At 70.9% G+C, this 13,238-nt stretch carries 15 protein-coding genes; 7 read left to right on the top strand and 8 right to left on the bottom strand.

What is annotated here, in order from left to right; translation table 11 throughout:
- Positions 1-3: 3 nt before the first annotated feature.
- Positions 4-1,323, top strand: coding sequence for an LCP family protein (locus IE277_RS35305; protein ID WP_189957824.1), 1,320 nt, complete (start codon positions 4-6; stop codon positions 1,321-1,323).
- A 66-nt stretch (positions 1,324-1,389) separates the two neighbouring features.
- On the opposite strand, the gene IE277_RS35300 is transcribed toward IE277_RS35305, so the two are convergent.
- Positions 1,390-1,752 (bottom strand): four-helix bundle copper-binding protein, encoded by a 363-nt coding sequence (locus tag IE277_RS35300; protein WP_189957823.1) that lies wholly within the window; start codon positions 1,750-1,752, stop codon positions 1,390-1,392.
- A 207-nt stretch (positions 1,753-1,959) separates the two neighbouring features.
- Here IE277_RS35300 and IE277_RS35295 point away from each other — a divergent pair, with 207 nt between their 5' ends.
- The gene (locus tag IE277_RS35295; protein ID WP_189957822.1) at positions 1,960-2,100 is read left to right on the top strand and encodes a hypothetical protein; all 141 of its coding nucleotides are present in this window, start codon (positions 1,960-1,962) and stop codon (positions 2,098-2,100) included.
- 402 nt (positions 2,101-2,502) lie between these two features.
- Here IE277_RS35295 and IE277_RS35290 read toward each other — a convergent pair whose 3' ends face one another.
- Positions 2,503-3,660, bottom strand: a complete 1,158-nt coding sequence (locus IE277_RS35290) for an acyl-CoA dehydrogenase family protein (protein ID WP_268252690.1) — start codon at positions 3,658-3,660, stop codon at positions 2,503-2,505.
- A gap of 180 nt (positions 3,661-3,840) precedes the next feature.
- Between IE277_RS35290 and IE277_RS35285 the strand changes: the two genes are divergently transcribed.
- Complete coding sequence (locus tag IE277_RS35285; protein ID WP_189957821.1) at positions 3,841-5,184, top strand: UDP-glucose dehydrogenase family protein; 1,344 nt, start codon at positions 3,841-3,843, stop codon at positions 5,182-5,184.
- A 108-nt stretch (positions 5,185-5,292) separates the two neighbouring features.
- Here IE277_RS35285 and IE277_RS35280 read toward each other — a convergent pair whose 3' ends face one another.
- Positions 5,293-5,802 (bottom strand): CGNR zinc finger domain-containing protein, encoded by a 510-nt coding sequence (locus IE277_RS35280; protein WP_189957820.1) that lies wholly within the window; start codon positions 5,800-5,802, stop codon positions 5,293-5,295.
- An 83-nt stretch (positions 5,803-5,885) separates the two neighbouring features.
- On the opposite strand from IE277_RS35280, the gene IE277_RS35275 reads away from it, so the two are divergent.
- Complete coding sequence (locus IE277_RS35275; protein ID WP_189957819.1) at positions 5,886-6,245, top strand: VOC family protein; 360 nt, start codon at positions 5,886-5,888, stop codon at positions 6,243-6,245.
- A gap of 39 nt (positions 6,246-6,284) precedes the next feature.
- Positions 6,285-6,677, top strand: coding sequence for a VOC family protein (locus tag IE277_RS35270; RefSeq protein WP_189957818.1), 393 nt, complete (start codon positions 6,285-6,287; stop codon positions 6,675-6,677).
- A gap of 129 nt (positions 6,678-6,806) precedes the next feature.
- Here the strand turns inward: IE277_RS35270 and IE277_RS35265 are convergent, their stop codons facing one another.
- A complete protein-coding gene (locus IE277_RS35265) occupies positions 6,807-7,955 on the bottom strand; it encodes a dipeptidase (RefSeq protein WP_189957817.1) in 1,149 nt (382 codons plus the stop codon).
- A 124-nt stretch (positions 7,956-8,079) separates the two neighbouring features.
- Positions 8,080-8,439, bottom strand: coding sequence for a MerR family transcriptional regulator (locus IE277_RS35260; protein ID WP_189957816.1), 360 nt, complete (start codon positions 8,437-8,439; stop codon positions 8,080-8,082).
- Positions 8,440-8,651: 212 nt separating this feature from the next.
- Here IE277_RS35260 and IE277_RS35255 point away from each other — a divergent pair, with 212 nt between their 5' ends.
- Positions 8,652-9,719 carry an alkene reductase gene (locus IE277_RS35255; RefSeq protein WP_229882194.1) on the top strand — a complete coding sequence of 356 codons (1,068 nt, stop codon included), beginning with the start codon at positions 8,652-8,654 and terminating at the stop codon, positions 9,717-9,719.
- Here the strand turns inward: IE277_RS35255 and IE277_RS35250 are convergent.
- Genes IE277_RS35250 through IE277_RS35240 form a run of 3 tightly spaced genes read right to left on the bottom strand, consistent with a single transcriptional unit; the run spans position 9,662 to position 12,522 of the window.
- Positions 9,662-10,846 carry a dipeptidase gene (locus IE277_RS35250; protein WP_189957815.1) on the bottom strand — a complete coding sequence of 395 codons (1,185 nt, stop codon included), beginning with the start codon at positions 10,844-10,846 and terminating at the stop codon, positions 9,662-9,664. The genes IE277_RS35255 and IE277_RS35250 overlap by 58 nt on opposite strands.
- Before the next feature lie 6 nt (positions 10,847-10,852).
- On the bottom strand, positions 10,853-11,386 hold the full coding sequence (gene purE / locus IE277_RS35245; protein ID WP_189957814.1) for a 5-(carboxyamino)imidazole ribonucleotide mutase: 534 nt from the start codon (positions 11,384-11,386) through the stop codon (positions 10,853-10,855).
- The gene (locus IE277_RS35240) at positions 11,383-12,522 is read right to left on the bottom strand and encodes a 5-(carboxyamino)imidazole ribonucleotide synthase (RefSeq protein WP_189957813.1); all 1,140 of its coding nucleotides are present in this window, start codon (positions 12,520-12,522) and stop codon (positions 11,383-11,385) included. Before IE277_RS35240 ends, purE begins: the two co-directional genes overlap by 4 nt.
- Positions 12,523-12,704: 182 nt before the next feature.
- Between IE277_RS35240 and IE277_RS35235 the strand changes: the two genes are divergently transcribed.
- The gene (locus IE277_RS35235) at positions 12,705-13,205 is read left to right on the top strand and encodes a GtrA family protein (protein ID WP_189957812.1); all 501 of its coding nucleotides are present in this window, start codon (positions 12,705-12,707) and stop codon (positions 13,203-13,205) included.
- Positions 13,206-13,238: the final 33 nt, after the last annotated feature.

The raw sequence follows: 13,238 nt of genomic DNA, 5'->3' as shown, positions 1-13,238 counted from the left end.
CGCATGAATGACTGGCCCGAGGGATGGTCCGACAACAACGGCGGACCCCGGTACGGACGCGGAAGCGCCGGCGCGCAGCCGGAGGGCGCGCGTGCGATGCGTCAGGTGCGGCGCGGCCCGGCGGTACCGCCCGGGCAGCGCTCCTACGGCGACCCCGGTCCGGCGGCGCCGCCGTACGGGGCCGGTATCCCGCAGCAGCCGTCGTACGTCGACGGCCAGGGACACGACCAGGGCGCCGACTACGACAGCGGCTACAACACCGGCCAGGTGTACGGCGGCGGCCGCGGCGGCTTCGTACCCAACGACAACGACCCCGATCCGGACTACCAGCAGTACCGGCCGCGCCCGAACTGGCGGCGCCGGATCAAGTGGATCGCGATCACGCTGGTGACCGTGTTGGTCGTCACAGGCGTGGCGACCTACTTCTGGGCCGACTCCAAGCTGCGCCGCGAGGTCGACCTGTCCACGGTGATCGACCGGCCCGCGTCGGGCGCGGGCACGAACTACCTGATCGTCGGCTCGGACAGCCGCGAGGGCATGTCCAAGGCGGACGAGAAGAAGCTGCACACCGGTGCCGCCGAGGGCAAGCGCACGGACTCGATGATGATCCTGCACGTCGGCGACAACGGCGACACGCTGGTCTCGCTGCCGCGCGACTCGAACGTGACCGTCCCCTCGTACAAGGGCTCCACGTCCGGGAAGGTCTACCCGGCGCAGGGCCGGCAGGAGAAGCTCAACGCGACCTATGCCGAGGACGGCCCGACGCTGCTGGTGCGCACGATCGAGGCCAACACCGGGCTGCACATCGACCACTATGTGGAGATCGGCTTCCAGGGCTTCGCGAACATCGTGGACGCGGTCGGCGGTGTCGACATCAACATCGACAAGCCCTTCAAGGACAAGTGGTCCGGCGCCGACTTCAAGGCCGGCGACCAGACCCTGAACGGCCAGCAGGCCCTCGCCTTCGTCCGTACCCGGCACGCGTTCGCCGCGTCCGACCTGCAGCGCACGAAGAACCAGCAGAAGTTCCTGTCGGCGCTGGCCCACCAGGTGGCCACCCCGTCGACGCTCCTGAACCCGTTCACGTTCTACCCGGTGATGGGCGCGGGCCTGGACTCCCTGATCGTCGACAAGGACATGTCCCTGTGGGACCTGGCCTCGATGTTCTGGGCGATGAAGGGCGTCCAGGGCGGCGGGGGCACCTCCCTGAACATGCCGATATCCGGCTCCGTCGGCGGCAACCTCGTCTGGGACAAGACGAAGGTCAAGACCCTGGTGGACGAGCTGAACAACGACCAGAAGGTCACCGTCTCCGGCAACTGACCGACGGCACGCAGATCGAGGGCACCCGCGCGGACGCGGGTGCCCTCGATCGTGTTCAGACGGGCCTCACATCTTGGCGCCCGCCATCGCGCGGCACATCTCCGCCGCGCGGCGACACGCCTCCGCACAGCGCATCATCTGGGGATCGTCCGGCATCGCCATACACGCGTCAGCACACATGTCGCAGGCCTTGGCACACATCGCGCACATGTCGCCCGACATGGGCGAGCGGCGCATCATCATGTCGGCGCACATGCGGGTCGTCTCGGAGCAGTCCATGAGCGCGCGCATGATCTGCATCTGGGCCTGGCCGCCCATGTGCATGCAGGAACTCATGGTCTCCTCGCACATGGTGTGCGCGGCCATGCAGGCGTTGACGCAGTCCTGCATCTGCCGGGTCATGGGCGTCATCGTTCCGGGCTGGGTCATGGCTCCTCCTCAGGAGGCGGGGACCCGGGCCGGGTCCCGTGTGCTTCCGTCCTACGACGCCCCGGCCCACCCCGCATGTGACCGACCGGTCGGCAGGTGCACCCCCATGCCAAATCTCGTAGGGACCTCCGACGACCCGAACGAACCAGCGGTCTCGGGCCGACACACGGCTACGGAGGCGAGATCGAGTCCGCGAACTCCAGCCAGTTGCGCCTGAAACCCCGGACCGCCCAGTTCACCGAGGAGCAGCCCGACCTGCCGGCCGGCGCACCCGGTGGCACCGGACCGGCGGCGCACTTGGCGTCGTGGGCGCAGGTGCTCCTGGGGCCGCCCTTCGAGGCCCCGTAGCGTCCGTCTCGCGCCCCCTGAGGCGCACGGCCCCCGGCGCAGGTCGCCCTGCGGGCCTCTCGCGTACATGCAGCAGCCGCGTACGCTCCGCGCATGGCTGACTTGCTGCAGGTATCCACCGCAACCCCCACCCGAGACCAAGCCGTTGACCTCGCCCGTACCGTCGTCGCCGAACGGCTCGCGGCCGGAGCGCAGATCGTCGGCCGCGTACGACAACAGCCCCCGGCGTCACGCCGGGGGCTGTGTTGTCTGTACAGGTCAGTGGCCATTTTCAGCCCGGCATCTGCCCAGGATTCCCCCAGCATGACGCCCTGGAACGGCCCTGATCGGGTCGCAACGGGCAGAAAGCCAAGGAGCGCCCCTCCGGACCTTCGAAACAGCTTCTGACCTGCAAAAACCCCGCTAGGGAAGATTCCTGGCCATCACGATCCGCTGAACTTGGTTCGTGCCCTCATAAATCTGCGTGATCTTGGCGTCGCGCATCATGCGCTCCACCGGGTAGTCGCGGGTGTAGCCGTAGCCGCCGAGGAGCTGGACGGCATCGGTGGTGACCTCCATGGCCACGTCCGAGGCGAAGCACTTGGCGGCGGCGCCCAGGTAGGTCAGGTCGGCGTCGCCGCGCTCGGAGGCGGCGGCGGCCTGGTAGGTGAGGGCGCGGGCCGCCGAGATCTTCATCGACATGTCCGCCAGCATGAACTGGATGCCCTGGAAGTCGGCGATCGCCTTGCCGAACTGCTTGCGCTCCTGGACATAGCCCTTGGCGTAGTCGAAGGCGCCCTGGGCGACACCGAGCGCCTGGGCGGCGATGGTGATGCGGGTGTGGTCCAGGGTCTTCATGGCGGTGGCGAAGCCGGTGCCCTCCGCGCCGATCATGCGGTCGGCGGGGATGCGGACGTTGTCGAAGTAGACCTCGCGGGTCGGGGAGCCCTTGATGCCGAGCTTCTTCTCCGGGGCGCCGAAGGAGACGCCCTCGTCCGACTTCTCGACGACGAAGGCGGAGATGCCCTTGGTGCGCTTGTCCGGGTCGGTCACGGCCATGACCGTGTAGTACTCGGAGACGCCGGCGTTGGTGATCCAGCGCTTCACGCCGTTGAGGATCCAGTGGTCGCCGTCGCGCACGGCCTTGGTCTTCATGCCGCCCGCGTCCGAGCCCGCCTCCGGCTCGGAGAGGGCGTACGAGAACATCGCGTCGCCCTTGGCGAGCGGGGTCAGGTACTTCTTCTTCAGCTCCTCGCCGCCGGAGAGGATCACCGGGAGCGAGCCGAGCTTGTTCACGGCGGGGATCAGGGAGGAGGAGACGCAGGCGCGGGCCACCTCCTCGATCACGATGACGGTGGCGAGCGCGTCGGCGCCGCCGCCGCCGTACTCCTCGGGGACGTGCACGGCGTGCAGGTCGTTCGCCACCAGGGCGTCGAGGGCCTCCTGCGGGAAGCGGGCCTCCTCGTCCACCGCCGCGGCGTACGGCGCGATCTTCGCCTCGACCAGGGAACGGACGGCGTCGCGGAGCATGTCGTGCTCCTCGGACGGGCGGTACAGGTCGAAGTCAGCCGATCCGGCCACGGTCTCTCACGCTCCAAAGACGCAGTGATACTGACGCTAATTACCGTTAAGTAACTCAAATTTTAGAGGCCCGCCCGCAGCACGCCTACGTGAGCTACACGACAGCGGGGAAATTGCCCGGTGGGCGGCCCGACTATGCTCGGCTCCGCATCACCGACGCACCCGATCTGGAGCACATCCATGAGCCTGAAGATCACCGTGATCGGCACCGGATACCTGGGCGCCACGCACGCCGCGGCCATGGCCGAGCTGGGCTTCGAGGTGCTGGGTCTCGATGTCGTGCCCGAGAAGATCGCCATGCTGGAGCGCGGCGAGACCCCGATGTACGAGCCGGGTCTCGAAGAGCTGCTGCGCAGGCATGTCGCGGGCTTCGAGGGGTCCACGGGGCGGTTGCGGTTCACCACCGACTGGGCCGAGGTCGGCGCCTTCGGTGATGTGCACTTCGTGTGTGTGAACACCCCGCAGAAGCACGGCGAGTACGCGTGCGACATGTCCTACGTCGACTCCGCGATCTCCGCGCTCGCCCCGCATCTGCACGGTCCGGCGCTGGTCGTCGGCAAGTCGACGGTGCCGGTGGGCTCGGCCGACCGGCTGGCCGGCTATCTCGCCGAGCACGCCCCGGCGGGCGGCGACGCCGAGCTGGCCTGGAACCCCGAGTTCCTGCGCGAGGGCTTCGCCGTCGAGGACACCCTGCACCCGGACCGGATCGTGGTGGGCGTGCGCAGCGAGCGCGCCGAGAAACTGCTGCGCGAGGTGTACGCGACGCCGGTCGGCGAGGGCACGCCGTTCGTCGTGACCGACTTCCCGACCGCCGAGCTGGTGAAGACGGCCGCGAACTCCTTCCTCGCCACGAAGATCTCCTTCATCAACGCGATGGCGGAGGTGTGCGAGGCCGGCGGCGGCGACGTGGCGAAGCTGGCGGAGGCCATCGGGTACGACGACCGGATCGGGCGGAAGTTCCTGCGGGCCGGCATCGGCTTCGGCGGCGGCTGTCTGCCGAAGGACATCCGGGCGTTCATGGCGCGGGCGGGCGAGCTGGGCGCGGACCAGGCGCTGACCTTCCTGCGCGAGATCGACTCGATCAACATGCGCCGGCGCGGCGCGATGGTGGAGATGACCCGGGAGGCGCTCGGCGGCGGCTCCTTCCTCGGCAAGCGGGTCGCGGTGCTCGGCGCCACGTTCAAGCCCGACTCGGACGACGTGCGGGACTCGCCCGCGCTGAACGTGGCCGGCCAGATCCACCTCCAAGGCGGCCAGGTCACCGTGTACGACCCGAAGGGCATGGCCAACGCGCGCAAGGTCTTCCCGACCCTCGGCTACGCCGGCTCCGCGCTGGAGGCGGTGCGCGGCGCCGATGCCGTCCTGCACCTGACCGAATGGCGGGAGTTCCGCGAGCTGGACCCGGCGGCGCTCGGCGAGACCGCCTCGTCCCGGCTGATCCTGGACGGCCGTAACGCCCTCGACCCGGAGCTGTGGCGGCGGGCCGGCTGGACGTACCGGGCGATGGGCCGCCCCACGGCGTAAGGCGCGTCCAGGGTGACGCCGGTTCGGCCGAGGCTCAGTCGGCCGAACCGGCGTCTTTCCGCATTCTGCACCACCGGACACATACATGGCCGGTGAACTCCCTGTGTGTTACCCCTCCTTGGCCCGGTACCGGCGCATCTTCGCCCGCGCCCCGCACACCTGCATGGAGCACCAGCGGCCGCGGCCGGCCGGGCTGCGGTCGTAGTACGCCCAGTGGCAGGTCTCGGCCTCGCACGCCTTCAGGCGGTTCCAGGTGCCCGCGACCAGCGCCTCGGCGACGGCCGCGGCGACCCGGGTGAGCAGCGGTGAGCCGGCCGCGGGGGCCGCGAATCCGGCGGAGCCGTCCCGCTCGTCGACGGCGACGTACAGGGGCGCGCCGGACAGCAGCGCGCCGAGCGGGGTCACCTCGCGGTGCGGGCGATGACCGGCGTGCGCGAGCAGCGCGGCCCGCAGCGACTCCCGCAGCTCCCGTGCCTGCTCCAGCCCGCTCTCGGCGATCCCGAGGCGGTCACGGCCCTCCCGGGTGTCCAGCGCGTCGGCGCCGGTCTCGACGTCCAGGGTGTTGACCAGGGACTCGACCAGCGCCAGGGCTCCGGGGGCGGCCGATCTCTCATTCATGCTTGCGACGTTACCTCCGATGGGGGACCATGAGGTAACCGTTACCGGTTGCCCGCCTTTACGGGTAACCCGAGGAGGTAGTCATGGCTCTCGCCAAGCTCGGCGTCGTGGTGCTGGACTGTCCCGATCCCCGTGCGCTGGCCGGTTTCTACGCGGCGGTGCTCGGCGGCGCGGTGGAGGGGGACGGGGAATGGGTGGACCTGAAGGTGCCCGGCGGGCCGGCCCTGGCCTTTCAGCAGGCCCCCGGGCATGAGCCGCCGGTGTGGCCCGCGCCGGACGGCTCCCAGCAGTTCCATCTGGACCTGACGGTGGAAGACCTGGACGCGGCCGAGAAGGGCGTGCTGGAACTGGGCGCGCGACCGCTCGACGCGGAGGACCGCGCGCGGACCTTCCGTGTGTACGCCGACCCCGCGGGGCACCCGTTCTGTCTCTGCGCCTGCTGAGACGTCCCTGCTGTCCCGACCGTCCCGGAGGAGGGAATCATGGGCTCCGTCGCCCGTTTCCGTAACGTCGTGCTCGACTGCCCCGATCCGCATGCGCTGGCCGCCTTCTACGCGGCGGTGGCCGGTGGCACCCCGCGGGCCGAGGACGACGACTGGGTCGTGCTGCAGGTCCCGGACGGGCCGCGGCTGGGCTTCCAGCGGGTCGAGGGGTACGCCCCGCCGCGGTGGCCGCGGGCGGACCGCGACGGCCAGCAGTTCCATCTCGACTTCGACGCGGGCCGCACCTGGGCGGAGATCGACACCGCCCATGAGCGGGTGCTCGCGCTGGGGGCGCGGCCGCTGGACCTGGCGGACCGGGAGACCAAGGACTTCCAGGTGTACGCCGATCCGGCCGGGCATCCCTTCTGCCTGTGCCGGATCGAGCACCCCTGAGGTGAGCGCGGGCCCACGACCTGGGCGAGGGCCCGCGCCGGTCTAGGGCCTGTCCGGCGGATCCTGTCGCGGACGCGGGGGCCGATGAGGCGCCGTCACTTTCCCGCGACCTGATCCGCCGGACAGGCCCTAGAGGGGGTCCGGGCGGCGGTGCTGGGCCGCTCGGGCCGCGAAGTCCGCGCTGCGCAGCACCCGTTGGACATTGCCCCAGGTCAGCAGGGCCAACTCGGGCTCGGACCAGCCGCGCCGCAGCAGTTCGGCGATCAGATGCGGGTAGCGGGAGGCATCGGCGAGGTCGCGGGGGTGGACGACCCCCGAGTCGTAGGTGCCGGACAGGGCGACGGACTCCGGTCCTGCCACCTCGCGGACGTGGTCGAGGTGGTCGGCGACGTCCTGGACCGTCGGCCCGGTCTGCTCGGCTATCAGCGGCACCATGCACAGGCCCCTCGCCGCGCCCAGCGCGGCCAGCAGCTCGTCGGGCAGGTTGGCCGGGTGCGGGCGCAGCGCACGGGCGGCGGAGCGGCTGCACAGCACCGGGGTCCTGGACAGCGCGAAGACGCGTTCGGCGGTTGTCTCGGGGGCGCCGGAGACATCGGCGAGCACACCGAGCCGGTTCATCTCGCGGACGACCTCCTCGCCGAAGCGGGTCAGCCCGCCCTCGCCCGCCCAGGCCGTGCCGGTGAGCGTGAGCACGCGCAGACCGAGGGCGCACAGGATGCGCAGCACGCCGAGGGAGTCGTCGAGCGCGGTGGCGTGGGCGGGGCCCAGCACCACGGAGACACGGCCGCAGTTGCGGGCGTCGATGACCTGCCCGGCGCTGCGCACCAGGCGCAGTCCGTCCGGGTGGGACTCGATCACCGAGCGCGCGTGGTCCAGCTGCTCCAGGGTCAGGGCCGTGGCCCGGCCGGCGCCCGATCCGTCGTGCAGGTGCAACGACCAGAACAGCGCGCCCACATGCCCCTCCCGCATCCGGGGCAGGTCCGTGTCGATGGTCGCCTCGCCCTGCTCCAGGTCGTACCGGGGCTGCTGGCGCAGGGCCCAGGGCAGCCCGCTGTAGCCGTCGGCGACCGGGTGGGCGGCGAGCAGCGCGTGGGCCTGGTCCAGAAGCACCCCGCCCGGGGTGTGCGGCTCCGGGGCCCGGGGCTCCTCCTGCCGGAGCGAGCGCGCGGGAGGGGCCGGGAGGGCGGGAAGAGTCGTGAGCGAGGGAGGGGCGTCCGGTGGGGCGTCGTCCTCGCCGGCCTCGGCCGTGCGGGGCATGTCGGGCTGGAGATCGGCCATGGCGGCTCCGTACGTCGTGGGCTACGCCGGTCATGGCTCACGCCATGACGCGGGCGGCGTACCGCCACGGTCGCACGGAGAGGAGCAGGACTTCCCGGTGAGTGGGGCGTTCGGGGTACACCGGTCAGCTCTCGCCGGCCGTGCGGATCACCTCGTCCAGGGTCTCCCGGGAGCGCTGGAGGTCGGCGATCACGCGGTCGATGCGCTCGCGTTCCGCGGTGAGGTCGGCGACCAGCCGGGGCGTGGCGATCGCGGAGGGCCCGCCGTCCTGGTCGCGCATGCAGGGCAGCAGCTGCCGGATCTTCTCGCTGTGCAGCCCGGCCGCGTACAGCTCCTGGATCCGGATGACCCGGTCGACGGCGCGCTCCGGGTAGTCGCGGTGACCGCCCGGGGTGCGCTCGGCGGCGAGCAGCCCCTGGGCCTCGTAGTAGCGCAGGGACCGCTCGCTCACGCCCGTGCGCCGGGCCAGTTCACCGATCCGCATGTCCGCCTCCGCCGGGAACAGGGCTTGAATCTGACATCAGTGTCACGTTCTACCGTGCCGGCATGACGCAGACAACGGACCCCGCGGACTCCATGACCTCCGCGACCTCCACGGACTCCACGGACTCCACGGACTCCGCGATCTCCACAGACTCCACGGATTTCCTGGCCCCCGCCCGGCTGGGCCGGCTCGGCCTCCCGCACCGCCTGGTGATGGCCCCGCTGACCCGCAACCGGGCCGAGGCGGACGGCACCCCGACCGATCTGATGGTCACGCACTACACCCAGCGCGCCTCCGCCGGGCTGATCATCGCCGAGGGCTCGACGCCGAACCCGGTCGGGCAGACCTACCCGGACATCACCGCGATCCACACCGACCGGCACCAGCAGGGCTGGCGCAAGGTCACCGACGCGGTGCGGGCGGCCGGCGGGCGGATGTTCCTGCAGCTCCAGCACGGCGGGCGGGTCAGCCATCCGGCGACGACGGGCCTGATCCCGGTGGCGCCCTCGCCCGTCCCGCTGCCGGAGACGATCTTCACGCCCGGCGGGCACCGGCCGGCCGCCGTACCGCGGGAGATGACGGCGGACGACATCCGCGCCACCGTCGCCGACTTCGCCTCCGCCGCGCGCCGGGCCGTCGACGCGGGTTTCGAGGGCGTGGAGGTGCACTCGGCCAACGGGATGCTGCTGCACCAGTTCCTCGCGGACAACACCAACCGCCGCACCGACGGCTACGGCGGCTCCGTCCGGCGCCGGGTGCGGTTCGCGGCCGAGGTGACCGAGGCGGTGGCCGACGCGATCGGCGCGGACCGGGTGGGCATCCGGATCTCCCCGGCCTCCACCGTCAACGGCGTCCACGAGGACGACACCGACGGCCTCTACACGGCGCTCCTGGACCGTCTGAAGGGGCTGGACCTCGCCTATCTGCACCTGGTGCGCTCGGCCCCCGAGGCCGGCTGGTACCGCCGGATCCGCGCACAGTGGCCGGGGCTCCTGATCGGCAACCCGGACCTGACCGACCTCACCACCGAGGCCGTCGCCGGGGCCGCCCGGGAGATGCTGGCGGCCGGCGCCGACCTGGTGGCGCTCGGCCGGCCCTTCCTCGCCAACCCGGACCTGGTCGAGCGGCTGCGCGTCGGCGCGCCCCTCAACCCGGTCCGGGACCGGTACTTCATGTACGTGGGCGGGGCCGCCGGTTACACCGACTACCCCGCCCTCGCGGATCAGACGTCGCCGTCGAGCGACTCGATGGTGGCGTTGGACGGCGCGCGCGTCGCCTGAAGCCCGCGTGCCACGTCCTCCGCGGCGCCCAGCACCCGCACCGCGTTCTGCCAGGTCAGCTTGGCCAGGTCGGCCTTGGACCAGCCGCGTTCCAGCAGCTCGGCGAGCAGGTTCGGGTAGCCGGAGACGTCGTCCAGGCCGTCCGGGGTGAAGGCGGTGCCGTCGTAGTCGCCGCCGATGCCCAGGTGGTCGACGCCGGCCACCTCGCGCATGTGGTCCAGATGGTCCGCCACCGTGGACACCGTGGCGATCGGGCGCGGGGTGCGCTCCTCGAAGGCGCGGTGGATCTTCATCGCCTCGGGCGAGGTGTCCAGGTGGTGCAGCCCATGGGCGCGCATGTTCTCGTCGGCCGCCAGCGTCCAGTCGACGGCCGCCTGCAGCACGAACTTCGGCACGAACGTCACCATCGCCATGCCGCCGTTGCCGGGCAGCCGCTCCAGGACGTCGTCAGGGATGTTGCGCGGGTGGTCGCACACGGCGCGCGCGGAGGAGTGCGAGAAGATCACCGGCGCGGACGTGGTGTCCAGCGCGGCGCGCATCGTCGTGGCCGCCACGTGCGAGAGGTCGACCAGCATGCCGAGACGGTTCATCTCGCGGACGACCTCGCGCCCGAAGGCCGTGAGGCCGCCGGCCTTGGGCTCGTCGGTCGCCGAGTCCGCCCAGTCGTTGTTGTCGTTGTGGGTGAGCGTCATGTAGCGCACCCCCAGCTCGTACAGACCGCGCAGGGTGCCCAGCGAGTTGTCGATCGAGTGCCCGCCCTCGGCGCCCATCAGGGAGGCGATACGGCCCTCAGCGCGCGCCGCCTCCATGTCGGCGGCGGTCAGCGCGGCCCGCAGATCGGCGGGGTGCCGGTCGATCAACTGCCGTACGCAGTCGATCTGTTCGAGCGTCGCCGGCACCGCGCCCGGCAGGTCCGAGCGCACATACACGGACCAGTACTGCGCCCCGACCCCGCCCTCGCGCAGCCGCGGGATGTCGGTGTGCAGATGGTCGTTCTGAGGTACGGCGATGTCGCGGGCGTCGAGGTCGTAGCGGACCTGCTCGCGCAGCGCCCAGGGCAGGTCGTTGTGTCCGTCGACGACCGGGAACTCGCGCAGCAGGGACCGTGCTTCGTCCAGTGAGGTCATGGTCTGTTACTTCCCGAAGCCGAAACCGCCAGACCCCTCGACCTTGGAGCGCAGCCGCTTGCCCTTCTCGGTGGCCTGGTCGTTGAGGTCCTGCTGGAAGTCGCGCATCTTGTGCAGCAGGTCCTCGTCGTGCGCGGCGAGGATCCGGGCCGCGAGCAGACCCGCGTTGCGGGCACCGGCGACGGAGACGGTGGCGACCGGGACACCGGCCGGCATCTGCACGATGGACAGCAGCGAGTCCATGCCGTCGAGGTACTTCAGCGGCACCGGCACACCGATGACCGGCAGGGGCGTGACCGAGGCGAGCATGCCCGGGAGGTGGGCGGCACCGCCCGCACCGGCGATGATCACCTTCAGCCCGCGGTCGGCGGCCTGCTCGCCGTACGTGATCATCTCGCGGGGCATGCGGTGCGCGGAGACGACGTCGACCTCGTAGGCGATCTCGAACTCGTCCAGCGCCTTGGCGGCGGCCTCCATGACGGGCCAGTCGGAGTCCGACCCCATGACGATGCCCACGACAGGGCCGGCAGCGGTACTCATTCGGTGATCGTGCCTCTCAGATAGCCGGCTGCGTGACGGGCGCGCTCCAGCACGTCGTCCAGGTCGTCGCCGTAGGTGTTGACGTGTCCGACCTTCCGGCCGGGCTTCACGTCCTTGCCGTACATATGGATCTTGAGCTTGGGGTCGCGGGCCATGCAGTGCAAGTAGGCGGAGTACATGTCCGGGTAGTCGCCGCCGAGGACGTTGACCATCACGGTCCACTTCGCGCGCGGGCGCGGGTCGCCGAGCGGGAGGTCGAGGACGGCGCGGACGTGGTTGGCGAACTGCGAGGTGATCGCGCCGTCCTGGGTCCAGTGGCCGGAGTTGTGCGGGCGCATCGCCAGTTCGTTGACGAGGATGCGGCCGTCGCGGGTCTGGAACAGCTCGACGGCGAGGTGCCCGACGGCGTCCAGCTCCTTGGCGATGGTCAGGGCCATCCGCTCGGCCTGCAGCGCGAGGGACTCGTCCAGGCCGGGGGCCGGGGCTATCACCGTGTCGCAGACGCCGCCGACCTGCTGGGACTCCACCACCGGGTAGGCGACGGCCTGGCCGTGCGGGGAGCGCACGACATTGGCGGCCAGCTCGCGGACGTAGTCGACCTTCTCCTCGGCGAGGACCGGGACGCCGGCGCGGAACGGTTCCGCGGCCTCCTCCGGGGTCTCCACGACCCACACGCCCTTGCCGTCGTAGCCGCCGCGGACGGTCTTCAGGACCACCGGGAAGCCGTCGCCCTCGGCCGCGAACCGGATCACGTCCTCCGGGTCGGCGACGATCCGGTGCCGTGGGCACGGCACGCCGATCGCGTCGAGCTTCGCGCGCATCACACCCTTGTCCTGGGCGTGCACCAGTGCGTCGGGCCCCGGACGCACGGGGATGCCGTCCGCCTCCAGGGCCCTGAGGTGCTCGATGGGTACATGTTCGTGATCGAAGGTGATCACATCGCAACCGCGCGCGAACTCACGCAGCGTGTCCAGATCGCGGTAGTCGCCGATGACGACATCACGCACGACCTGCGCCGCGGAATCCTGAGGAGTGTCACTGAGGAGCTTGAACCTGATGCCCAACGGGATGCCCGCCTCGTGCGTCATACGCGCGAGCTGCCCCCCGCCGACCATGCCGACTACCGGGAACGTCACACCCCTAGCGTATCGGCCACGCCGGGGCGGCCGGATCGTGTCCCTCCGGCGGTCTCTTACCCGCCGCTTTCCGCCCTCTTTCCGACCTGTTTCCTCGCGATGACCCGGTCCGGAGGCATCGGCGGGTTCGCCTGGATAGCATGGCTGGGCTACGAAACCTACCGACGGGAGCTTGCTCAGCCATGGAACCTCGTTCCTCGGGGCTGCGACGGCTCGTACGCGAGGTGGCCAAGTTCGGCACCGTCGGCGTTGCGGGCATCTTCGTCAATCTCGGCGTCTTCAACCTGGTCCGGCACGTCTCCGACCTGCCGGTGGTGCGCGCCAGCATCATCGCGACGGTGGTCGCGATCGTCTTCAACTACGTGGGCTTCCGGTACTGGACGTACCGGGACCGCGACAAGGGCGGGCGCACCAAGGAACTCACGCTGTTCCTCCTGTTCAGCGCGATCGGCCTGGTGATCGAGAACGGCGTGCTCTACCTGGCGACCTACGGCCTCGGCTGGGACAGCTCGCTGCAGAGCAACATCTCCAAGTTCGCCGGCATCGGCATCGCCACCCTGTTCCGCTTCTGGTCCTACCGCACCTGGGTGTTCCGCGTGCAGCCGACGCAGGAGGCGGAGTCGATCCTGGTGGCCGAGTCGAAGAGGCCGCACCCGGAACCGAAGTCCCAGCGCGTTCCGTAACCGGACAGCGTCCCTCAGGGGAGCGTCCCTCAG

Origin of the sequence: Streptomyces alanosinicus, from assembly GCF_014650595.1 — a bacterium.
Classification (GTDB): Bacteria; Actinomycetota; Actinomycetes; order Streptomycetales; family Streptomycetaceae; genus Streptomyces; species Streptomyces alanosinicus.
Note: the sequence above shows the minus strand (reverse complement) of the source record. Positions and strands in the feature narration are given on the sequence as shown.

Excerpts from the sequence above, each read along its gene's own strand:
- IE277_RS35305 (WP_189957824.1), top strand. The coding sequence starts at position 4 with ATGAATGACTGGCCCGAGGGATGGTCCGACAACAACGGCGGACCCCGG.
- IE277_RS35300 (WP_189957823.1), bottom strand. The coding sequence starts at position 1,752 with ATGACCCAGCCCGGAACGATGACGCCCATGACCCGGCAGATGCAGGAC.
- IE277_RS35285 (WP_189957821.1), top strand. The coding sequence starts at position 3,841 with ATGAGCCTGAAGATCACCGTGATCGGCACCGGATACCTGGGCGCCACG.
- IE277_RS35280 (WP_189957820.1), bottom strand. The coding sequence starts at position 5,802 with ATGAATGAGAGATCGGCCGCCCCCGGAGCCCTGGCGCTGGTCGAGTCC.
- IE277_RS35275 (WP_189957819.1), top strand. The coding sequence starts at position 5,886 with ATGGCTCTCGCCAAGCTCGGCGTCGTGGTGCTGGACTGTCCCGATCCC.
- IE277_RS35270 (WP_189957818.1), top strand. The coding sequence starts at position 6,285 with ATGGGCTCCGTCGCCCGTTTCCGTAACGTCGTGCTCGACTGCCCCGAT.
- IE277_RS35265 (WP_189957817.1), bottom strand. The coding sequence starts at position 7,955 with ATGGCCGATCTCCAGCCCGACATGCCCCGCACGGCCGAGGCCGGCGAG.
- IE277_RS35260 (WP_189957816.1), bottom strand. The coding sequence starts at position 8,439 with ATGCGGATCGGTGAACTGGCCCGGCGCACGGGCGTGAGCGAGCGGTCC.
- IE277_RS35255 (WP_229882194.1), top strand. The coding sequence starts at position 8,652 with ATGGCCCCGCTGACCCGCAACCGGGCCGAGGCGGACGGCACCCCGACC.
- IE277_RS35250 (WP_189957815.1), bottom strand. The coding sequence starts at position 10,846 with ATGACCTCACTGGACGAAGCACGGTCCCTGCTGCGCGAGTTCCCGGTC.
- purE (WP_189957814.1), bottom strand. The coding sequence starts at position 11,386 with ATGAGTACCGCTGCCGGCCCTGTCGTGGGCATCGTCATGGGGTCGGAC.
- IE277_RS35235 (WP_189957812.1), top strand. The coding sequence starts at position 12,705 with ATGGAACCTCGTTCCTCGGGGCTGCGACGGCTCGTACGCGAGGTGGCC.